This window comes from Streptomyces sp. MJM8645 (assembly GCF_001625365.1).
Lineage (GTDB): Bacteria > Actinomycetota > Actinomycetes > Streptomycetales > Streptomycetaceae > Kitasatospora.
In genome coordinates, this window is the sequence record NZ_LJJF01000001.1 from 2,460,283 (window position 1) to 2,480,732 (window position 20,450).

16 protein-coding genes are annotated in these 20,450 nt (G+C 71.4%); 5 read left to right on the plus strand and 11 right to left on the minus strand.

Translation table 11 applies throughout. The features are described 5' to 3' along the window. Positions 1 to 48: 48 nt before the first annotated feature. The 8 genes from rodA to A6F73_RS10555 all read right to left on the minus strand — a co-directional run bounded on the left by rodA (position 49) and on the right by A6F73_RS10555 (position 8,943). Positions 49 to 1,248: a rod shape-determining protein RodA gene (rodA, locus tag A6F73_RS10520; RefSeq protein ID WP_063347559.1), complete on the minus strand. Its 1,200-nt coding sequence runs from the start codon at positions 1,246 to 1,248 to the stop codon at positions 49 to 51. Continuing rightward, complete coding sequence (gene mrdA, locus A6F73_RS10525; protein WP_244293351.1) at positions 1,245 to 3,620, minus strand: penicillin-binding protein 2; 2,376 nt, start codon at positions 3,618 to 3,620, stop codon at positions 1,245 to 1,247. Before mrdA ends, rodA begins: the two co-directional genes overlap by 4 nt. A 51-nt stretch (positions 3,621 to 3,671) precedes the next feature. After that, positions 3,672 to 4,313, minus strand: coding sequence for a rod shape-determining protein MreD (gene mreD / locus A6F73_RS10530; protein ID WP_063347560.1), 642 nt, complete (start codon positions 4,311 to 4,313; stop codon positions 3,672 to 3,674). A gap of 3 nt (positions 4,314 to 4,316) precedes the next feature. After that, the gene (gene mreC / locus A6F73_RS10535; RefSeq protein WP_063347561.1) at positions 4,317 to 5,234 is read right to left on the minus strand and encodes a rod shape-determining protein MreC; all 918 of its coding nucleotides are present in this window, start codon (positions 5,232 to 5,234) and stop codon (positions 4,317 to 4,319) included. Between the two features lie 95 nt (positions 5,235 to 5,329). Beyond that, positions 5,330 to 6,355 (minus strand): rod shape-determining protein, encoded by a 1,026-nt coding sequence (locus A6F73_RS10540; RefSeq protein WP_031076009.1) that lies wholly within the window; start codon positions 6,353 to 6,355, stop codon positions 5,330 to 5,332. 320 nt (positions 6,356 to 6,675) lie between these two features. Continuing rightward, a complete protein-coding gene (gene ndk / locus A6F73_RS10545) occupies positions 6,676 to 7,089 on the minus strand; it encodes a nucleoside-diphosphate kinase (RefSeq protein WP_063347562.1) in 414 nt (137 codons plus the stop codon). Positions 7,090 to 7,199: 110 nt separating this feature from the next. Then, on the minus strand, positions 7,200 to 7,550 hold the full coding sequence (locus A6F73_RS10550; protein WP_063347563.1) for a DUF4233 domain-containing protein: 351 nt from the start codon (positions 7,548 to 7,550) through the stop codon (positions 7,200 to 7,202). A gap of 1 nt (position 7,551) precedes the next feature. Beyond that, positions 7,552 to 8,943 carry a folylpolyglutamate synthase/dihydrofolate synthase family protein gene (locus tag A6F73_RS10555; RefSeq protein WP_063351097.1) on the minus strand — a complete coding sequence of 464 codons (1,392 nt, stop codon included), beginning with the start codon at positions 8,941 to 8,943 and terminating at the stop codon, positions 7,552 to 7,554. Between the two features lie 174 nt (positions 8,944 to 9,117). Here A6F73_RS10555 and A6F73_RS10560 point away from each other — a divergent pair, with 174 nt between their 5' ends. The 3 genes from A6F73_RS10560 to A6F73_RS10570 all read left to right on the plus strand — a co-directional run bounded on the left by A6F73_RS10560 (position 9,118) and on the right by A6F73_RS10570 (position 13,540). Continuing rightward, the gene (locus A6F73_RS10560) at positions 9,118 to 10,551 is read left to right on the plus strand and encodes a glycosyltransferase family 2 protein (protein ID WP_244293352.1); all 1,434 of its coding nucleotides are present in this window, start codon (positions 9,118 to 9,120) and stop codon (positions 10,549 to 10,551) included. A gap of 79 nt (positions 10,552 to 10,630) precedes the next feature. Beyond that, positions 10,631 to 11,830: a UDP-N-acetylglucosamine 2-epimerase (non-hydrolyzing) gene (gene wecB / locus A6F73_RS10565; RefSeq protein ID WP_063351099.1), complete on the plus strand. Its 1,200-nt coding sequence runs from the start codon at positions 10,631 to 10,633 to the stop codon at positions 11,828 to 11,830. A 171-nt stretch (positions 11,831 to 12,001) separates the two neighbouring features. Further along, positions 12,002 to 13,540 (plus strand): glycosyl hydrolase family 18 protein, encoded by a 1,539-nt coding sequence (locus A6F73_RS10570; RefSeq protein WP_063347564.1) that lies wholly within the window; start codon positions 12,002 to 12,004, stop codon positions 13,538 to 13,540. Positions 13,541 to 13,561: 21 nt separating this feature from the next. Here A6F73_RS10570 and A6F73_RS10575 read toward each other — a convergent pair whose 3' ends face one another. Then, positions 13,562 to 14,083 carry a hypothetical protein gene (locus A6F73_RS10575; RefSeq protein ID WP_159398426.1) on the minus strand — a complete coding sequence of 174 codons (522 nt, stop codon included), beginning with the start codon at positions 14,081 to 14,083 and terminating at the stop codon, positions 13,562 to 13,564. A 316-nt stretch (positions 14,084 to 14,399) separates the two neighbouring features. Then, a complete protein-coding gene (locus A6F73_RS10580; RefSeq protein ID WP_107453022.1) occupies positions 14,400 to 17,012 on the minus strand; it encodes a valine--tRNA ligase in 2,613 nt (870 codons plus the stop codon). A 213-nt stretch (positions 17,013 to 17,225) separates the two neighbouring features. Between A6F73_RS10580 and A6F73_RS40385 the strand changes: the two genes are divergently transcribed. Together A6F73_RS40385 and A6F73_RS10590 are read left to right on the plus strand one after the other, a co-directional pair. After that, positions 17,226 to 18,080 (plus strand): hypothetical protein, encoded by an 855-nt coding sequence (locus A6F73_RS40385; protein WP_063347567.1) that lies wholly within the window; start codon positions 17,226 to 17,228, stop codon positions 18,078 to 18,080. A gap of 92 nt (positions 18,081 to 18,172) precedes the next feature. Next, positions 18,173 to 18,955, plus strand: coding sequence for a hypothetical protein (locus tag A6F73_RS10590; protein ID WP_063347568.1), 783 nt, complete (start codon positions 18,173 to 18,175; stop codon positions 18,953 to 18,955). Positions 18,956 to 19,052: 97 nt separating this feature from the next. Here the strand turns inward: A6F73_RS10590 and clpX are convergent, their stop codons facing one another. Continuing rightward, a complete protein-coding gene (gene clpX / locus A6F73_RS10595; RefSeq protein WP_063347569.1) occupies positions 19,053 to 20,342 on the minus strand; it encodes an ATP-dependent Clp protease ATP-binding subunit ClpX in 1,290 nt (429 codons plus the stop codon). Positions 20,343 to 20,450 lie beyond the last annotated feature (108 nt).

Sequence of the window (20,450 nt, forward strand, 5' to 3'; positions counted from 1 at the left end):
ATTCCCGGGCCGGCCCTCGACCGACGAACGCGTGGACGGACAGTCCGCTCAGGCCGCTATCGGCCGCTGGCTGCGGACCGCCTGGAGCAGCCCGATCGCGATCCAGACCGCAAACATCGACGACCCCCCGTAGGAGACGAACGGCAGCGGGATGCCCGCCACCGGCATGATGCCCAGGCACATCCCGATGTTCTCGAAGGCCTGGAAGGAGAACCAGGCGATGATCCCCGCGGCCACGATCGTCCCGTACAGGTCGGTCGCCTGCCGGGCGATCCGGCAGGCCCGCCACAGCACCACGCCGACCAGCAGGATGATCGCCAGCGCCCCGACGAAGCCCAGTTCCTCACCGGCCACCGTGAACACGAAGTCGGTCTGCTGCTCCGGCACGAACTGCCCGGTGGTCTGCGTCCCGTGGAACAGCCCCTTGCCGGTCAGCCCGCCCGAGCCGATCGCGATCCGGGCCTGTGCGGTGTTGTAGCCGACGCCGGAGGGGTCCAGTTGCGGGTTGGCGAAGGCCGCGAAGCGGTCGATCTGGTACTTACTCAACACCCCGAGCTTCCAGATCGCCACGCACCCGCCGGTGCCCGCCACCAGCAGCCCGAGCACCCAGCGGTTGGCCGCCCCCGAGCCGAGCAGGATGCCCAGCACGATCGCGGCCATCACCATCACCGAGCCGGCGTCCGGCATCAGCAGCACGACGCACATCGGCAGGAAGGCCCAGACCAGGCCGCGGAACACCGCCCGGTGCGAGGGGTACTCCCGCTCCCCCGCGTCCACCTGGTCGGACAGCACGACCGCCATCGCCAGCACGATCCCGAGCTTCGCGAACTCGGCGGGCTGGATGGAGAAGCCGCCGCCCAGCTGGATCCAGGAGTGCGCGCCGTTGATGGTCGAGCCCAGCGGGCTGAGCGTGGCGAGCAGCATCAGGATCACGCCGATGTACAGGAACGGCACGAGGGTGCGGAAGCGCCGGCTCCCTATCCCTATCACCACCGAGCACAGCACCAGCCCGACGACCAGGTTGGTCAGGTGCCGGTACAGGAAGTACTGCGGGTCGCCGTGGGTGAGCGAGTCCCGGCCGCGGGTGGCCGACCAGACCAGCAGGGAGCTGCCGAGCGACAGGGCCAGCGCGGCGAGCAGCAGTATCCAGTCCAGCCGCCACAGCGGGGAGTCCTTGGCCAGGGCCTTGGAGACCCCGCTGCGCTGCGGGCTCAGCCGCAGTTGCCGGTAGGAGCCGTAGGAGGTCATGCCCGCCCCCTTCCCGGGCCGCGGTTCGGTTCGAGTGCGGCGTCGGCCGCGGTGCCCGGGGCGGGCCGGTCGTTCGGCTGCGCCGGGTCCAGGAAGGCCGAGGCCGGGGCGGGTTCGCCCGGCACCTGTTCCAGGAAGGCCGGCGCCGGGCCGGGCAGACCCTGCGCCTGGTCCGGCGACGCCAGGAGGCCCGGGCCCGCGACGGCCTGCACCGGGCCGACGGTGTCGATGGTGTTGGCGGTATTGGCGGTGTCGACGGTGTAGGCCGCCGGCTTGATGATCGCGGTGCCGTCCGGGTTGAACTTCGGCAGTTCGGCCTGCGGCGCGGGCAGCAGCGCCTTGCCGTTGTCGATGTTGCCCTTGTCGTCGACGCCGTACAGCGCCTGGTAGATCCGGCGAACCGCGTCGCCGGAGCCGCCGGAGCCGGTGCCGCCCTGGCTTATCGTCATGACGACCGCGTAGTCCTTGCTGTACGTGGTCAGCCAGGAGGTGGTCTGCTTGCCCTCGACCTCGGCGGTGCCGGTCTTGGCGTGCAGCTCGATCTTGTTCTGCGGCCAGCCGGCGCCGGAGAACTTCCAGGCGGCGGTACCGCCGGTGATGACGCCCGCGGTGGCCTGGTCGATGTAGCTCAGCAGCTTCTGGGAGCCGGGGAACTTGCCGTCCTCGTGCGGGGCGATCTCGCGGACGAGGTCCCCGCTCGGGCTTATCACCGCCTTGGCGATGGTCGGCCGGTAGAAGGTGCCGCCGTTGGCCAGCGCCGAGTAGATCCGGGCCATCTGGACCGGGGTGACGAGCGTGTCGCCCTGGCCGATCGCGAAGTTGACGGCGTCACCGGCGCGCATCTGGTAGCCGTCGACGCAGTTCTCCTTGGCGATCTGGTCGGAGAAGCTGGTGCCGCCCTTCTGCGCCTGCGCGCACCAGGCGTCCTTGTTGTTGTCGTAGAAGGACTGCTTCCACTGCCGGTCCGGCACCCGGCCGGTGACCTCGCTGGGCAGGTCGATGCCGGTCTTGGCGCCGAGGCCGAACTGGTGGGCGGTCTTGAAGAACCAGTCGCCCGGCTCCTTCTTCGGCTTGATGCCGCCGTCCTTCATCCACTGGTCGTACGCCAGGCCGTAGAAGACGGTGTCGCAGGAGACCTCCAGCGCCTTCTCCAGGGAGATGGAGCCGAAGTTCTCGCTCTCGAAGTTCTTGAACTCGCGGCCGCCGATGGTCATGCTCTTCGGGCACGCGTACGTCCCGTCCAGCGAGTAGCCGGCCTCGACGGCGGCGGTGGTGGAGACGACCTTGAAGGTCGAGCCGGGGGCGGACTGACCCTGTATGGCCCGGTTCAGCAGCGGGAAGTTGGAGTCCTTGCTGGTCAGCGACTGGTAGTCCTTGCCGGTGATGCCGCCCACCCAGAGGTTGGGGTCGTAGGTCGGCGCACTGGACATCGCGACGATCCGGCCGGTGTGGACGTCCATCACCACGGCGGCGCCGGAGTCGGCCTCGTAGTTGCGGTTGGTGACCTTGTCGAAGGTCTTCCGGGCGTCGGCCATGGCCTGCGCCAGGTTGTCCTCGACCACCTTCTGCACCCGGGCGTCGATGCTGGTGACCAGGTTGTTGCCGGTCTGCGGGGCGGCGGTGCCGGCGGTGCCGATCACCCGGCCGAGGTTGTCCACCTCCAGCTGGGTGATGCCGGCGGTGCCGCGCAGGTCGCGGTCGTACACCGACTCCAGGCCGGCCCGGCCGATCTGGTCGGCCGGCAGGTAGCGGTCCAGGCCGGCCTTGGAGGCGGTCTTGCTGACCTCCTCGTCGGTGACCGGCGAGAGGTAGCCGAGCACCTGGGCCATGTTGGCGCCCTCGGCGCCGGTGTAGCGGCGCACGGCGGTGGGCTGCGCGGTGACCCCGGGGAAGTCCTCGCGGCGCTCCATTATCTGCATCGCCTGCTGGGTGGTCGCCTCCTTGGTGACCGGGATCGGCTGGTAGGGCGAGCCGTTCCAGCAGGGCTGCGGGGTCTTGGCGTCGCAGAGCCGGGTCTTCTCCTGCACGTCCTTGGCGGGCATCCCCAGCACCTCGGCCAGTCGGCCGAGCACCGCCTTGCCGCCGTCCTTCTGCTGCAGCAGCGAGGTGCGGCTGACCGAGACCACCAGCCGGGCCTCGTTGCCGGCCAGGATCCGCCCGGAGGCGTCCAGGATCTCGCCGCGGACGGCCGGTTCGACCACCTCGCGGATGTGGTTGCCGGTCGCCTTGGCGGTGTAGACGCTGGCGTTGCGGATCTGCAGGTACCACAGCCGTCCGCCGAGGGTGGCGAGCAGCGACAGGACCAGGATCTGCAGCACCACCAGACGGATCGTCACCCGCCGGGTACGGCCGGTCTCGGGGATGTTGCTCACGTCTCGTGCGCTCCAGGATGCGGGAAGTCGGGAGGTCGGGGGCCGGGCCGGTTACGGGCGCCGGACGAAGCCGGGCATGCGCCGCTTCTTGTAGGACGGGCCGGACGAGGCCTCGCGCGTGGTGCGGTAGCGGGCCAGCGTGCCCAGGCCGGAGCCGCCCTGGTCGTCATCGGTGGCCGCGGTCACCGGGTCGCGCCCGAAGCGGCGGCCGACCAGCATCACCAGCGGCACCACGAACGGCGCCAGCAGCACGTCGTACAGCAGGGCGCTGACCACCAGGCCGCCGAGGCCGACGTGCCGGGCCGCGGTGTCGCCGACCAGGGCGCCGACCATCGCGTACAGCAGGGTGGAGGCGACCGCCGCGGCGGCCACCACCATCAGCGCGCTGGACACCGACCGCTGGCGGCCGTGGTCCGGGCGCAGCAGCCCTGCGGCGTAGCCCATCAGGCAGAGCACCAGCGCGTAGCGGCCGATCGCGTGGTCGGAGGGCGGCGCGAGGTCGGCCAGCAGGCCGGCCGAGAAGCCGACCACGCAGCCGCCGGACGGCCCGTAGACCATGGCCAGGCCGACCACGACGAGCAGCAGTATGTCCGGGGTGGCCCCCGGGAGCTGGAGCCGTCCGAAGACGCTGACCTGGAGGATCAGGCCGAGCAGGATCAGGCCGGCGGAGACGGGGATGCGGGCGAGGCGCATGGCTCAGTTCCCCCCAGTGGGCTTGGCGGGCGGGGCGGCGGGCGCGGCCGGGGTCTGGGCCGGGGCCGGCGGCAGGACGGCGTCGCGCGGGTCGGCGCGCGGCGGCACGACCACCACGCCGACCAGGTCCAGCCGGGTGAACTGGACGAAGGGCTCGACCAGGATGGTCTTGGTCAGCTGGCCCGGGGTGGCCTCGACCTCGACGACCTTGCCGACCGGCACGCCGGGCACGAACGGGCGGCCGCTCTGCGAGCCGAAGGTGACCAGCCGGTCGCCGGCCTTGACCTGGGCCTTGCCGTTGAGCAGCGAGACCTTCATCGGGCTGGTGCCGCCGCCGGAGGCGAAGCCGATCTCGCCGGAGGCCTCCAGCCGGGTGCCGGCAGAGAAGCCGGGGTCGGAGGCGAGCAGCACGGTGGCGGTGGTCGGGGCGACGGTGGTGATCCGGCCGACCAGGCCCTGACCGTTGATCACCGTCATGTCGCGGGTGAGGCCGTCGTCGCTGCCGGCGTCGACGGTGATGGTCCAGGAGAAGCCCTGGGCCGGGCCGATCGCGATGACCTGGGCGGCCTTGACGGTGTAGCCGCCGGCGCCGGCGGTGCGCAGCAGGTCGTCGAGCTGCTTGGTGCGCCCGGTGGCCATGTCGGAGGAGGCGAGCTTCTGCCGCAGTTCGGTGTTCTCGCGGGCGAGCTCGTCGGTGCGGCCGTTGTTGGAGGCGGCGTCGCGGAAGGCCCGGACGGTGTCGGCGACCGGGTCGACGACGGTGGCGGCGCCGCGCTCGACCGGGCCGAGGACGCTGGCGGCGGCGTGTCGGGCACCGCCGAGGGGGGAGCTCTCACCGCCCTTGATGTCCACGGTGACGAGTGCGAAGGCGACGGCCACCAGCAGGATGAGCAGCAGCCGGCTTTCTCGTGTGTCCCTCACGGTGCTGGTACTGCCCCTTCGTACCTGGTCGGCCGCCCGGGCTGTGGGGCCCGGGCGGCCGCCCGTTCAGTTGAGTGTCGGATGTCTCGGTGGTGCTAACGGCGCGGGGAGGCGTCCAGTACCTGCTGGAGCGCCTCGAACTCCTCGACGCACTTGCCGGAGCCGAGCGCGACCGAGTCGAGCGGGTTCTCGGCGATGTGGATCGGCATGCCGGTCTCGCGGCGCAGCCGCTCGTCGAGGCCGCGCAGCAGGGCGCCGCCGCCGGTGAGCACGATGCCGCGGTCCATCACGTCGCCGGCCAGCTCGGGCGGGCACTGGTCGAGGGTGGTCTTCACGGCGTCGATGATCGAGTTGACCGGCTCGTCGATGGCCTCGCGGACCTCGGCGGCGGAGATGACCACGGTCTTGGGCAGGCCGCTGACCAGGTCGCGGCCGCGGATCTCGGCGTGCTCGTCCTTCTCGCCCTCCAGGCCGAAGGCGCTGCCGATGCTCATCTTGATCTGCTCGGCGCTGCGCTCGCCGAGGAGCAGCGAGTACTCCTTCTTGATGTGCTGGACGATCGCGTTGTCCAGCTCGTCGCCGGCGACCCGGATGGACTGGGCGGTGACGATGCCGCCGAGGGAGATGACCGCGACCTCGGTGGTGCCGCCGCCGATGTCGACGACCATGTTGCCGGTGGCCTCGTGGACGGGCAGCCCGGCGCCGATGGCGGCGGCCATCGGCTCCTCGATGATGTGCACCTGGCGGGCGCCGGCCTGCGAGGACGCCTCGATCACGGCGCGGCGCTCGACTCCGGTGATGCCGGAGGGCACGCAGACCACGACCCGGGGGCGGGCGAGGTAGCGGCGGCGGTGGATCTTGAGGATGAAGTAGCGGAGCATCCGCTCGGTGATCTCGAAGTCGGCGATCACGCCGTCCTTGAGCGGGCGGATGGCGACGATGTTGCCCGGCGTCCGGCCGATCATCTTCTTCGCCTCGGCACCGACCGCCAGGATGCCGCCGGTGTTGGTGTTCACCGCGACGACGGACGGCTCGTTGAGGACGATCCCCTTGCCCCTGACGTACACCAGCGTGTTGGCAGTTCCAAGGTCGATCGCCAAGTCGCGGCCGATGAACGACAGGTTGCTCGCCATGGGGTGTGGTTGCCTTCCCGGGCTCGGAGTTCATAGGGGGGTTGGACGAGAGCGCGCCCACGCTCGGGCGGAGCCAGCTGAGCTGCCTTACCGGGCCCTTGAGTCGCGTCCATCGTAGTCACGCGGCGCGGCACGGACGTCGATGCGGGGCATACCGTCCATTGTCCGGAGCGTGTTCGCTTCTCCGGGCATTGGGACGCCGTGTCGGCACCTCTGGTTGCTTATTTCACGATAAAAGTGCCCCGGCCGGGCCAATGGTCCCGACCGGGGCAGTGCCAAGGTCCCTCGGGCGTGTCGCCCGGCTGGACTCAGGCGTGCGCCGGGAAGAAGATCTTGATCTCGCGCTCGGCCGACTCCGGGGAGTCCGAGGCGTGGATCAGGTTCTCGCGGGTGATCGTCGCGTAGTCGCCGCGGATGGTGCCGGCCCCGGCCTCCAGCGGGTTGGTCGCACCGGCCAGCATCCGGATGCCGCGGACGACCTCCTCGCCCTCGACGATCAGGGCGATCGACGGACCGGAGGTCATGAACTCCAGCAGCGGCTCGTAGAACGGGCGGCCGACGTGCTCCGCGTAGTGCTGCTCCAGCGTCGCCCGGTCGAAGGTGCGCAGCTCGACGGCGGTGAGCCGCCAGCCGGCCTTGCGCTCGATGCGGCTGATGATCTCGCCGGCCAGGCCACGCTGGACGGCGTCGGGCTTGAGCAGGACGAGAGTGCGCTGGGACACGGTGCGTCTCCTGGGGATTCGGTACGGCAAGGCAGTCGGGCCGACGGGCGGGAGCCGACACGGCAGAGATTACCTTGCGTGTGCGGCGTGTCGGCCCGCCGGTCCGGGCCCTAGACCGGTACGGCAGCCGCCTCGGCGGCGGCCCGGGCGGCCTTGAACTCGTCCACCTTGCGGCCGTAGTGCACCGAGCACCACCACAGGCCGGCGAAGACCACACCGAGGCCGAACATGGTCGGCAGGATGAAGCCGCTGGCGATCAGGCCGATCTGCAGCGCCCAGCCGACGGCCACCGCCCCAGGGCGGTTGATCATGCCGCAGAGCGCGATGCACAGCGCCATGACGATCCCGGTGACGATCCAGATCGTGGCCGTGGAGACGCTCGACAGCTGCATCGCGACCAGCGCGGCGAACATGGCCAGGAGAGCCTCGCCGATCAGGGTCGAGGAGCAGAGGGTCCTCATGTCACTTCCTCCCGAGCAGCAGGCGGGCCTCGCCCACCGTGATGACCGAACCGGTGACCAGCACCCCGGCGCCGCCGAGGTCGCCCTCCTCCTCGGCGAGGGTGACGGCGGCCGCGATGGCGTCGTCGAGCCGGGGCTCGACCTGGACGCGGTCCTCGCCGAAGATGTCGACGGCCAGCGCCGCCAACTCGTCGACGTCCATCGCGCGGTGGGTGGAGTTCTGGGTGATGACGACCTCGGCGAGGACCGGCTCGAAGGCCTCCAGCACGCCGGCCACGTCCTTGTCCCCGGAGGTGCCGATCACGCCGACGAGCCGGGTGAAGCCGAAGGACTCGCCGAGGGCGGCGACGGTGGCGCGGGCGCCGTGCGGGTTGTGCGCGGCGTCCAGGATGATCGTGGGGCTGCGGCGGACGACCTCCAGGCGGCCGGGCGAGGAGACGCCGGAGAAGGCCTGGCGGACCTTGTCCACGTCGAGCTGCCCGCCGCGGGCGCCGCCGACGCCGAAGAAGGCCTCGACCGCGGCCAGCGCCAGCACCGCGTTGTGCGCCTGGTGCTCGCCGTGCAGCGGGATGAAGACGTCCTCGTACTCCTCGCCGCCGAGCCCGCGCAGCGTCACCAGCTGGCCGCCGACGCCGAGCTCACGGCGGATCACGCCGAACTCCATGCCCTCGCGGGCCACCGTGGCGTCGACCTCGACGGCGCGCCGCAGGATGTTCTGGGCGGCGTCCAGCTGCTGCTGGGCGACGACGGCGACGGCACCGGACTTGATGATCCCGGACTTCTCAACCGCGATCTCGCCGGTGGTCTCGCCGAGCTTGTCGGTGTGGTCCAGCCCGATCGGGGTGATCACGGCGACGGCGGCGTCGATGACGTTGGTGGCGTCCCAGGAGCCGCCCATGCCGACCTCGACCACGGCGACGTCCACGGGGGCGTCGGCGAAGGCGGCGTAGGCCATGCCGGTCAGCACCTCGAAGAAGGACATCGGCACCGGCTGCGCCGCGTCGACCATCTGCACGTACGGCTCGATGTCGCGGTAGACCTCGACGAAGCGCTCGGGGGTGATCGGGGCGCCGTCCAGGGTGATCCGCTCGGTGACGCTCTCCACGTGCGGGCTGGTGTAGCGGCCCGTGCGCAGTTCGAAGGTGTTGAGCAGCTGCTCGATCATCCGGGCGGTGGAGGTCTTGCCGTTGGTCCCGGTGATGTGGATGGAGGGGAAGGACCGCTGGGGCTGGCCCAGGATGTCCATCAGCGCCTCGATCCGGTCGAGCGAGGGCTCCAGCTTGTTCTCCGGCCAGCGCTTGGAGAGCTCCACCTCGACATCGCGCAGGGTGTCGTCGGTGTCGCCGTCGGTGGGGCGGAGGGTGTACGGGTTCGGGTCGGCCTTGTCGCTCACGACCACAGTCTACGGAGGGTTGGCGGGCCGTCCTCACGGGGTGAGAACGACCACTTTGGTCGGAGTTTCCAATTTGCCCCCTTTACTATCTCTTTGGCGAATTTGAACCGCAACGAAGCATCGATTCGCACCCCCTGGAGCCGCGCCGCCTTTGATCACGAGGAGTACTACGCCATGCCCGACGCTCTGCACGACTGGATCGTGCTCCGCCAGGACGCCGTCGTCTGGTTCGCCGGACTGGTCTCACTGGCGCTCGTCGGCTACATGGCCTTCGTCTTCGGACGCTTCCTCCTGTACTGGGCCGGCTCCCGGCACGCCTTCCGGCACAACCGGCCCGCCGAACCCGGCGACCCGGCCGCCTTCCAGTGGCACCTGGTGATCCCCTGCCGCGACGAGGAGGCCGTGGTCACCCAGACCCTGGCCGGCCTGCGCGCCGGTGCGCCCGAGGCCCACCTGTGGGTGATCGACGACGACAGCGAGGACGCCACCCGCGACCTCGTCCTCGCCGCCGCGGCCCACGACGACCGCGTCCACCTCGTCCAGCGCCGCCGCCCGCACGCCCGGATCGGCAAGGGCGCCGCCCTCAACGCCGCCTACCGCGAGATCACCGCCTGGCTGCCCGAGGACACCGACCGCTCCCGCGTGGTGATCGGCGTCGTCGACGCCGACGGACGGCTCGACCCCGGCGCCCTCCCCCAGGTCTGCAACGACAAGGCGCTCGGCCGCCCCGACACCGGCGCCGTCCAGATCGGCGTGCGGATGCGCAACGCCGACGACGAACTCCCGCTGCCCGGCCGCGGCCGGACCGCCAACGCGTTCGCCCGCGCCCTGGTCCGGATGCAGGACGTCGAGTTCCAGGCCAACAACGCCGGCATGCAGCTGCTGCGCCGCCGCACCGGCAGCGTCGGCCTCGGCGGGAACGGCCAGTTCGTCCGCCTCACCGCCCTCGACTCGCTCACCGCCGAGGAGGGCCGGGCCGGCCGGCCCTGGCCCGAGCGCGCCCTGCTGGAGGACTACGAGTCCGGCCTCGACCTGCGCCTGGCCGGCTGGCGGCTCACCCACGTCACCGAGACCCAGGTCTCCCAGGAGGGCCTGATCTCGCTGCGCCGCTTCCTCACCCAGCGCACCCGCTGGGCCCAGGGCAACATGCAGTGCCTGCGCTACACCGGCCGGGTGCTGCGCTCCCCCTTCTACACCTGGTCCGGCAAGGCCGAGGTGCTGTACACCTTCCTGCAGCCCGTCGTCTGTGTGCTGCTGGTCCTGCTGTTCCCGCTCTCGCTCGGGATCACGGCGGCCGGGCTGGTGCTCTTCCCCGCCGAGACCGCCGACTTCCACGTCAGGTTCGGCCCGTGGATGCTGCTCGCCTTCGCGGTCGCCACCCTGCCGATGGTGTTCTGGGGCTTCGCCTACCGCCGACTCGTCCACCCCGACCGCGGCCGGCTCACCGGACTGCTCTGGGGCGTCCTGATCTGGCTCTACGCCTACCACCTCTTCGTGGTCGCCACCCGGGCCGCCGTCCGGATGCTGCTCGGCCGCAACGGCTGGGCCAAGACCCGGCGCAACGCCGAGAAGGTCGCCCTCGGCTCCCCCACCGCCCTTGAGTCCTGAGCCTCAGTCCTGAGCCCCGCGCTTGAGCCCCGCGCCCGAGCCCTGAGCTGCCCCACCCCCTCGGAGCCTCCCCATGAGCATGTGCCTTCCCCCCGCCAGCGTCGCCGTCGTCCTGGGCACCCGCCCCGAACTGGTCAAGCTCGCCCCGCTGATCCACGAACTCGGCGACGCCACCCGCCTGGTGCACACCGGCCAGCACTGGGACGAAGCGATGTCCGGCCGCTTCCTGCGCGACCTCGACCTGCCCCGCCCCGAGCTGCTCACCGGCGTCGGCGGGCGCCCCCGGGCCGGCCAGATCGCCCAGTCCCTCGGCCAGCTGGACGCCGCCTTCGCCGAGGACCGCCCCGCCGCCGTCGTCGTCCAGGGCGACACCAACGCCACCCTCGCCGGGGCGCTGGCCGCCAACGCCCGGGAGATCCCGCTGGTGCACGTCGAGGCCGGGCTGCGCAGCTTCGACCGGGCGATGCCCGAGGAGCACAACCGGGTGATGGTCGACCACGTCTCCGACCTGCTCTGCGCCGCCACCGGGGACAACGTCGCCAACCTGCGCGCCGAGGCCCTCGCCGAGGAGCGGATCGCGCTCACCGGCAACACCGTCGTCGAGGTGGTCCGCCGTCAGCTGCCGGCCGCGGCCGACCGCGCCGCGCTGCTCGCCGCGCACGGGCTGCGCCCGGACGGCTACGTGCTGGCCACCGTGCACCGCCCGGAGAACACCGACACCGCCGAGGCGCTGGGCGCCGTGCTGGCCGAACTGGACCGGATCGCCCGGGCGGGCACCCCGGTGCTGTTCCCGATGCACCCGCGCACCCTGGCCGCCGTCGAGCGCTTCGCACTGGACGCCCTGCTGGAGCGCCTGGCCGTCACCGGGCCGGTCGGGTACGCCGACTTCCTGGGACTGGCGAGCCACGCCGCACTGCTGGTCTCCGACTCCGGCGGCGTGCAGGAGGAGTGCACCGTGCTCGGCCGCCCGCTGCTGGTGGTGCGCCGCTCCACCGAGCGTCCGGAGGCGGTGGCGGCGGGCTTCGCCGCGCTGGTGGGCCCCGACGAGGACCTGGGCGAGCTGGCCCGGGCCTGGCTGGCCGACACCCCCGAGCGGCTCGCCCGGCTCGCGGCCACCCCGAGCCCGTACGGCGACGGCCTGGCCTCGGCGCGGATCGCCGCGCTCACCGCCGCGGTCGCCGAACCGGCCGAGCCCGGAGCAGCGGAGACCGGAGCAGCCGACGCCGGAGCAGTCGGCACCGCAGCAACCGACTCCACGGCACGGCCGTCGGCCGCCTAGCGCCCTCTTGACAGCCGGATTGGTCTACTCCACCTTGTGAGTCAAGTCTCCTTCCCCGACAGGGACTTGAGTTGTCGGTAGCTCCCGCACGCGCACCATCGACACCCCGGACGGCGCTCCACCCCCACCACCCAGGCGCGCCGCCGGGCCTCCCCCACAGGAGATGGAGTCATGCCACCTGCCCGACACCGGCGCCCACGCGCCGCCCACACCCTGCTCGCCGGGGCCTGCGCCGTCGCCCTCGGCCTGAGCGGGCTCGCCCTCGCCACCGGCACCGGCGCCCAGGCCGCCGACCCCGACCTGATCACCAACGGCGGCTTCGAGACCGGTACCCTGTCCGGCTGGTCCTGCGGCAACGGCGCCGTCCAGAGCACGACCGCGCACTCCGGCCGCTACGCCCTGCAGTCCACCCCCGGCTCGGGCGACACCGGCGAGTGCACCCAGACCGTCGCCGTGCAGCCCTCCTCGACGTACACGCTGAGCTCCTGGGTCCAGGGCTCGTACGTCTACCTGGGCGCCCGCGGCACCGGCGGCACCGACCCCGGCACCTGGACGAACTCCACCGGCTGGGCCCAGCTGAGCACCGGCTTCACCACCGGCCCGGGCACCACCAGCGTCACCGTCTACCTGCACGGCTGGTACGGGCAGCCCGCCTTCCTCGCCGACGACGTCTCACTGATCGGCCCGGGCGGCCCGCAGCCCTCCCAGAGCCCGACCGCCACCACGTCCCCGAGCCCCACCGGCACCGGCAGCCCCTCCCCCACGGACACCGGCACCGGCAGCCCGACCGCCACCTCGACCGGCAAGCCGCCCGGCCTGCCCAAGCACATCCTGACCGGCTACTGGCAGAACTTCGACAACGGCGCCACCGTCCAGCGGATCAGCGACGTCCCGGCCGCCTACGACATCATCGCGGTCTCCTTCGCCGACGCCACCAGCACGCCGGGCGGGCTGGGCTTCACCCTGGACCCCGCCCTCTCCTCCCGCCTCGGCGGCTACACCGACGCCCAGTTCAAGGCCGACATCGCGGCCAAGCGGGCGGCCGGCAAGAAGGTGGTGCTCTCGGTCGGCGGGCAGAACGGCACGGTGTCGGCGAGCGACCCGACCTCGGCGGCCAACTTCGCCAGCACCGCCCGGGCGCTGATGCAGGGCTACGGCTTCGACGGGATCGACATCGACCTGGAGAACGGTGTCAACGCCGTCTACCTGGGCCAGGCGCTGCACTCGCTGGCCGCGAAGAGCGGCAGCGGGTTCGTCCTCACCATGGCGCCGCAGACCATCGACATGCAGTCGACCGGCATGGAGTACTTCAAGCTGGCGCTGAACGTGAAGGACATCCTCACCATCGTCAACATGCAGTACTACAACTCCGGTGCGATGAACGGCTGCGACGGCAACGTCTACTCGCAGGGCACCGAGGACTTCCTCACCGGGCTGGCCTGCATCCAGCTCAAGGGCGGGCTGCGGCCCGACCAGGTGGGGCTCGGGGTGCCGGCCTCCACCAGCGCGGCGGGCGGCGGGTACGTCAGCCCGAGCGTGGTCGACAACGCGCTGGACTGCCTGGCCGCCGGCACCAACTGCGGCAGCTACAAGCCAGACACCACCTGGCCGGGCATCGGCGGGGCGATGACCTGGTCGACCAACTGGGACGCCAAGGCGGGCAACCCGGTCGCGGGCACCATCGGCGCGCACCTGCACGCCATGCCGTGACGCCCCTCCCCGGACCGGGGTTCAGACCCCGGCCCGGGCCTCCGGGACGTGGGCCGCGGGCCCGCCGTGCCGGCGGCGCAACTCGGCCGTGATCTCGGCCAGTTCGCCCTCGGGCAGCAGCGGCAGCATCATCGCGACGCCCTGGAGCAGACCGCCGAGCAGGAAGGTGGTGTCGGCGGTCGAGGCGACCAGGCCGCGCACCTCGGCCACCTCGCCGGCGGCCACCGCCTCGATCAGCCGGGCGGCGTCCGCACTCTCCTCATCCACCGCGACCGCGCCGTTGTCGGCCGGGGCACGCCGGGCCATCGCCCGCAGCACCCGGTCGCCGACCTCGGGCGCGTACGCCTTGCGGACGGCCTCGGCGGCGATCCAGGCGAGCAGGGTGGTCACCTCGCGCTCGGCCCGCTCGGCGAGGAGCAGGTCCAGCTCGTGGTCGAAGGCGAGCTGGTTGCCATGACGGAACGCCAGCAGCAGGGTCGCCGCCCTGGCCTTGGCCTCCTCCACCGCCTCGGCAGGCAGTTCGCCGGCCAATTCCTCGGTCACCACCACGCCATGCCCTCCCGTCCGTCGGCTCAGCAGGAACGCTCAGCAGAAACACCCGTCAGAAACTCCGTGCACACCGTACACATCCGACCTGCAAACTTCCGCGAACCCGCGCGGGCAAGACCGGAATGAATTCGGAAGGAATAGGACCTCACCCGGTCCAGGATGAATATTCGCCGGAAGGGAGCAATGTTGATGGGCTATTAGGCGTAGCAAAAAGAACACCGCCGCCGCGCCCGGCCGAGCCGCCCGGAAACGCCGGAGGGGCCGCACCCCGCGCGTCGCGGAGTGCGGCCCCTCACGGACCGGTGCGGGCTCAGCCCTGCGGCAGCGCCGCGAGCTGGGCGGTGATCCGGGCGATGTCGGCCTCGGCGGCCTCCTGACGGCCCCGGATCTTGGCGACCACCTCGTCCGGCGCCTTGGCGAGGAACGCCTCGTTGCCGAGCTTGGCCGTGGTCTGCGCCTTCTCCTTCTCGGCGGCCGCGAGGTCCTTGGCGAGGCGCTTGCGCTCCGCCGCGACGTCGATGGTGCCGGAGAGGTCGAGCGCGACGGTGGCGCCGGCGACCGGGAGCGAGGCGGTGGCCGCGAAGCCCTCCTCGGGGACGGTCAGCCGCAGCAGCGAGCGGATCGCGTCCTCGTGGACGGCCAGCACGGTGCCGTCCAGCTCCAGCTTCGCCGGGACACGCTGGCCCGGCTTGAGGCCCTGGTCCGAGCGGAACCGGCGGACCTCGGTGACCACCTGCTGCAGCGTGGCGATCTCGGCCTCGGCCTCGGCGTCGCGGTAGCCGCTGTCCGTCGGCCAGTCGGCGATGACCAGCGACTCGGCACCGGTGAGCGTGGTCCACAGGGTGTCGGTGACGAAGGGCACGATCGGGTGCAGCAGCCGCAGCGTGACGTCCAGGACCTCGCCGAGCACCCGGCGCGCGGCGTCGGCCTGCGGGCCGCCCTTGGCCAGGGTGGTCTTGGAGAGCTCGACGTACCAGTCGAAGACCTCGTCCCAGGCGAAGTGGTACAGCGCCTCGGACAGCTTGGAGAACTGGTAGTCCTCGTACAGCGCGTCCACCTCGGCGACGGTGCTGTTCAGGCGCGACAGGATCCAGCGGTCGGTCGCGGTCAGCTCCTCCGGCGCGGGCAGCGGGCCCTCGACGGTGGCGCCGTTCATCAGCGCGAAGCGGGTGGCGTTCCAGATCTTGTTGGCGAAGTTGCGGGCCGCCTGGACCCAGTCCTCGCCGATCGGCACGTCGACGCCCGGGTTGGCACCGCGCGCCAGCGTGAAGCGCAGCGCGTCCGAACCGTACTTGTCCATCCAGTCCAGCGGGTTGACCACGTTGCCGAAGGACTTCGACATCTTCTTGCCGTTCTGGTCACGGACCATGCCGTGCAGCGCGATGGTGTGGAACGGCGGGGTGCCGTCCATCGCGTAGAGACCGAACATCATCATCCGGGCGACCCAGAAGAACAGGATGTCGTAGCCGGTGACCAGGACGGAGTTCGGGTAGAACTTCGCCAGGCTCTCGGTCTGCTCCGGCCAGCCGAGCGTGGAGAACGGCCACAGCCCGGAGGAGAACCAGGTGTCCAGGACGTCGTTGTCCTGGTGCCAGCCCTCGCCGGTAGGCGGCTGCTCGTCCGGACCGACGCAGACGACCTCGCCGTTCGGGCCGTACCAGACCGGGATGCGGTGGCCCCACCACAGCTGGCGCGAGATGCACCAGTCGTGCAGGTTGTCGACCCAGTCGAAGTAGCGCTTCTCCATCTCCTGCGGGTGGATCTTGACCTTGCCGTCGCGGACCGCGTCGCCGGCGGCCTTCGCGAGCGGGCCGACCTTGACCCACCACTGCATGGACAGCCGTGGCTCGATGGTGGTCTTGCAGCGCGAGCAGTGGCCGACCGAGTGGACGTACGGGCGCTTCTCGGCGACGATCCGGCCGTCGGCGCGCAGCGCGGCGACGATCGCCGAGCGGGCCTCCAGCCGGTCCAGGCCGAGGAACGGGCCGTGCACGGTGATGACCGCGTGCTCGTCCATGACGGCGACCGAGGGCAGGCCGTGCCGCTGGCCGATCTCGAAGTCGTTCGGGTCGTGCGCGGGCGTCACCTTGACGGCGCCGGTGCCGAACTCCGGGTCGACGTGGGCGTCGGCGACCACCGGGATCCGACGGCCGGTCAACGGCAGCTCGATCTCGGTGCCGACCAGGTGGCGGTAGCGCTCGTCGTCCGGGTGGACGGCGACCGCGGTGTCGCCCAGCATCGTCTCGGCGCGGGTGGTGGCGACGACGATCGAGGCGTCGCCCTCGCCGTAGCGGATCGAGACCAGCTCGCCGTCGTCGTCCTGGTACTCCACCTCGATGTCCGAGATGGCGGTCAGGCAGCGCGGGCACCAGTTGATGATGCGCTCGGCCCGGTAGATCAGCTCGTCGTCGAAGAGCTTCTTGAAGATGGTCTGGACGGCCTGGGACAGGCCCTCGTCCATGGTGAACCGCTCGCGGGACCAGTCCACACCGTCGCCCAGGCGACGCATCTGGCCGGAGATCTGGCCGCCGGACTCCGCCTTCCACTTCCAGACGCGCTCGACGAAGGCCTCCCGGCCCAGGTCGTGGCGGGACTTGCCCTCCTTGGCGAGCTCGCGCTCGACCACGTTCTGGGTGGCGATGCCGGCGTGGTCCATTCCGGGCTGCCACAGCGCCTCGTAGCCCTGCATCCGCTTGCGGCGGACCAGCGCGTCGATCAGCGTGTGCTCGAAGGCGTGGCCCAGGTGCAGGCTGCCGGTCACGTTCGGCGGGGGGATGACGATGGTGAACGGGGGCTTGTCGCTCTTGGCGTCCGCGGTGAAGTAGCCACGCTCTACCCAGCGCTCGTACAGCTCGCCCTCTACGTCCGCGGGGGTGTAGGTCGTCGGGAGAGTGGCTGCTTCGTCCCCGGCAAAGGTGCTCACGGGGTGCTGGTTCGTCGTGTCGGTCACGACGCACAGTTTACGTAACCGCAGGCCCGTGTTACGAACCGCTTTCTCCGCGCGGACGCGACCCGCCCGAACGGCTCGGCGGAGGACACCGTACGGTACCGTTCCCGGGCACTCGTCCGGTGTCCGCACGGACCCCGGGACGACACGACGACAGGCCGCGGGTGCGGCGGGGGAGCACGGACGCAGATGTACGGCCAGGGCCAGCAGTATCCGCAGGGACAACCGCAGGGACAGCCTCAGCCGTACGGGGGTCAGCCCCCGTACGGCCCGCCGCAACCGCCGCCGCCCTACGGCGCCCCGCAGCAGCCGCCCCAGTACGGCTACCCGCCGCAGGACGGCCAGCCCTACGGCGCTCCCCAGCCGCCCTACGGCGCCCCGCAGCCCCCGTACGGCTACCCGCCGCAGGCCCCGTACGGCCAGCCGGGCTACCCGCCGCCGCCGAAGAAGGGCCGGACCGGCCTGGTGGTCGGCCTGGTCGTGGGCGCACTGGTGCTGGGCGGCGGCGGCTTCGCCGCGTGGAAGTTCCTCGGCGACGACCAGGGCGGCCAGTACAAGATCTCCGCGCCGCAGTCGCTGCCGGACGGCTACACCCAGAAGTCGGCCAAGGAGGAGGCCGTCGACCCGGCCAAGCCCGAGGCGGCGAAGTTCGGCAAGAACCTCAACGTGCTGGTGGCCAGCTACAGCAAGGGCTCCGACGCGCTCGACACGCTCTCCGTGGTCGGCGTCTACGGGGAGCTCAACGACCCCGGCCAGATCATCGACGACTCGAAGAAGGACAGCGGCGGGCTGACCTGGTCCACGCCGCTCACGGACTTCCCGGCGCAGGACGGCCACAGCTCCTCGGCGAAGCTCGCCTGCGGCGTGGCCAGCGTCATCGCGGGCAAGGCCGGGCCCACGGTCTGCGTGTGGGCGGACAAGTCCACCACCGGCCGGATCACCTTCAGCAAGATCAGCCTGACCGGCGGCGGCCAGGGCCTCACCCCGGCCCAGGCCGCAGACAGGACCCGGGCGATCCGCGACGCCATGGTCGTCACCAAATAACCGGGGCACCGCCCCGCCACGTCACCACCACGTCCCCGCCGCCGCCGGCCGCGCCGGGCGGCACCCGGGCATCGCCATCAGAGAGGCCTCGCGTGACCGAGCAGAACCCCTACGGCCCCCCGCCGCAGCCGGGACACGACACACCACCGCCCCCGCCGGCCCCGCCGGGCTACGGCGGCATCCCGCCGCAGAGCCCCCCGCCCGGCTACCCGCCGGTCGGCGAGCCGGGCGCCTACCCCGGGTACGGCGCCTACCCGCCGGTGCCGCCGCCGCGCAAGTCCCGCAAGACGCTCTGGACCGTGCTCGGCGTCGTCGGCGCCTTCGTGCTGCTGGGCGGCGGCGCGCTCGCCTACTTCGTCTACGACGTCGCCAGCAGCGCGGGCACCCAGAAGATCGTCCTGCCGGCCACGTTCAAGGACCTGCGCCAGAGCGACGACCCCCAGGTCGCCGACACCCTGGAGAAGGGGCTCACCTCCAGCTTCGGCAAGGGCGACGGCAACTGGAGCCCCACCGGGGTGGGCGCCCTCTACCAGAACGCGCAGTCGGACCCGCAGCTGGTCGTGTTCGGGGGCTACGGCAAGGTCCTGGCGCCGAAGCAGGAACTGAACCAGGCGTTCCAGGGCATGGCGTCCACCGGTCGCAAGCTCGACAACCGGCACGTGGTGGACGCCGGCCCCAAGGGCGGCGCGATGGAGTGCGCCACCGTCGTCGGCGGCGAGGGCGAGGCCGGGACCACGATGGGCATCTGCGCCTGGGCCGACAGCAGCGGCCTGGTGATGGTCATGACGGTGGCCGACCCGAGCGCCCAGCCGGACCTGGACAAGCTCGCCGCCGACACCCGCGACCTGCGCGCGGTCGCCGAGGTCCCCAAGTAGTCCACCGGGAACCGCCGGTGACCCTCCGGGCACCGGGAGATGCCGAAGGGCCCCGCACCGGTCGGTGCGGGGCCCTTGCGGATGCGGCGGACGCGGGTCAGGCGCTCTTCTCGCGCCGCTCGCGCTTGATCATGTCGCGCGGGACGAGGGTGGGGATGGCGTGCTTGGAGACCACGTCCCCGGTGACCACCACGCGGGCGACGTCCTGACGCGAGGGCACCTCGTACATCACGGACATCAGCACCTCCTCCATGATGGCCCGCAGACCGCGCGCGCCGGTGCCGCGCAGGATCGCCTGGTCGGCGATCGCCTCCAGCGCGTCCCGGGAGAACTCCAGCTCCACGCCGTCCAGTTCGAAGAGCTTGCGGTACTGCTTGACCAGCGCGTTCTTCGGCTCGGTGAGGATCTGCAGGAGCGCCTCGCGGTCCAGGTTGTGGACGCTGGTGATCACCGGCAGCCGGCCGATGAACTCGGGGATCATGCCGAACTTCACCAGGTCCTCGGGCATCACCTGGCGGAAGTGGTCGCTGGCGTCCGACTCCCGCTTGGAGCGGATGTTGGCGCCGAAGCCGATGCCCTTGGCGCCGGCCCGGCCCTCGATGATCCGCTCCAGGCCGGCGAACGCGCCGCCGACGATGAACAGCACGTTGGTGGTGTCGATCTGGATGAACTCCTGGTGCGGGTGCTTGCGCCCGCCCTGCGGCGGCACCGAGGCGGTGGTGCCCTCCAGGATCTTCAGCAGCGCCTGCTGCACGCCCTCGCCGGAGACGTCCCGGGTGATCGACGGGTTCTCGCTCTTGCGCGCGACCTTGTCGATCTCGTCGATGTAGATGATCCCGGTCTCGGCCTTCTTGACGTCGTAGTCGGCCGCCTGGATCAGCTTGAGCAGGATGTTCTCGACGTCCTCGCCGACGTACCCGGCCTCGGTCAGCGCGGTGGCGTCCGCGATCGCGAACGGCACGTTGAGCATCCGGGCCAGGGTCTGCGCCAGCAGCGTCTTGCCGGAGCCGGTGGGGCCCAGCAGCAGGATGTTGGACTTGGCCAGCTCGATGGCGTCCTCACGGCCGTTGCCGCCGCTGCGGCCCGCCTCGCCGGCCTGGACGCGCTTGTAGTGGTTGTAGACCGCCACCGACAGCGCCTTCTTGGCGAGGTCCTGGCCGACCACGTACTGGTCCAGGAACTCGTAGATCTCCCGCGGCTTCGGCAGCTCCTCGAAGCGCACCTCGGAGGTCTCGGCGAGTTCCTCCTCGATGATCTCGTTGCACAGGTCGATGCACTCGTCGCAGATGTACACGCCTGGGCCGGCGATCAGCTTCTTCACCTGCTTCTGCGACTTGCCGCAGAACGAGCACTTGAGCAGGTCGCCACCGTCTCCGATGCGTGCCACGAGGTGCTTCCCCTTCGCCAGGGGCCCCGCAGAAGTTCCGGGGCCTGGTGCTGTGGACCGTCAACGCCGACGGCGATCGGTCTCGCTATCCGACGGTACTCTGCCGGG

Excerpts from the sequence above, each read along its gene's own strand:
- A6F73_RS40385 (WP_063347567.1), top strand. The coding sequence starts at position 17,226 with ATGTACGGCCAGGGCCAGCAGTATCCGCAGGGACAACCGCAGGGACAG.
- A6F73_RS10560 (WP_244293352.1), top strand. The coding sequence starts at position 9,118 with ATGCCCGACGCTCTGCACGACTGGATCGTGCTCCGCCAGGACGCCGTC.
- rodA (WP_063347559.1), bottom strand. The coding sequence starts at position 1,248 with ATGACCTCCTACGGCTCCTACCGGCAACTGCGGCTGAGCCCGCAGCGC.
- mreD (WP_063347560.1), bottom strand. The coding sequence starts at position 4,313 with ATGCGCCTCGCCCGCATCCCCGTCTCCGCCGGCCTGATCCTGCTCGGC.
- A6F73_RS10570 (WP_063347564.1), top strand. The coding sequence starts at position 12,002 with ATGCCACCTGCCCGACACCGGCGCCCACGCGCCGCCCACACCCTGCTC.
- A6F73_RS10550 (WP_063347563.1), bottom strand. The coding sequence starts at position 7,550 with ATGAGGACCCTCTGCTCCTCGACCCTGATCGGCGAGGCTCTCCTGGCC.
- wecB (WP_063351099.1), top strand. The coding sequence starts at position 10,631 with ATGTGCCTTCCCCCCGCCAGCGTCGCCGTCGTCCTGGGCACCCGCCCC.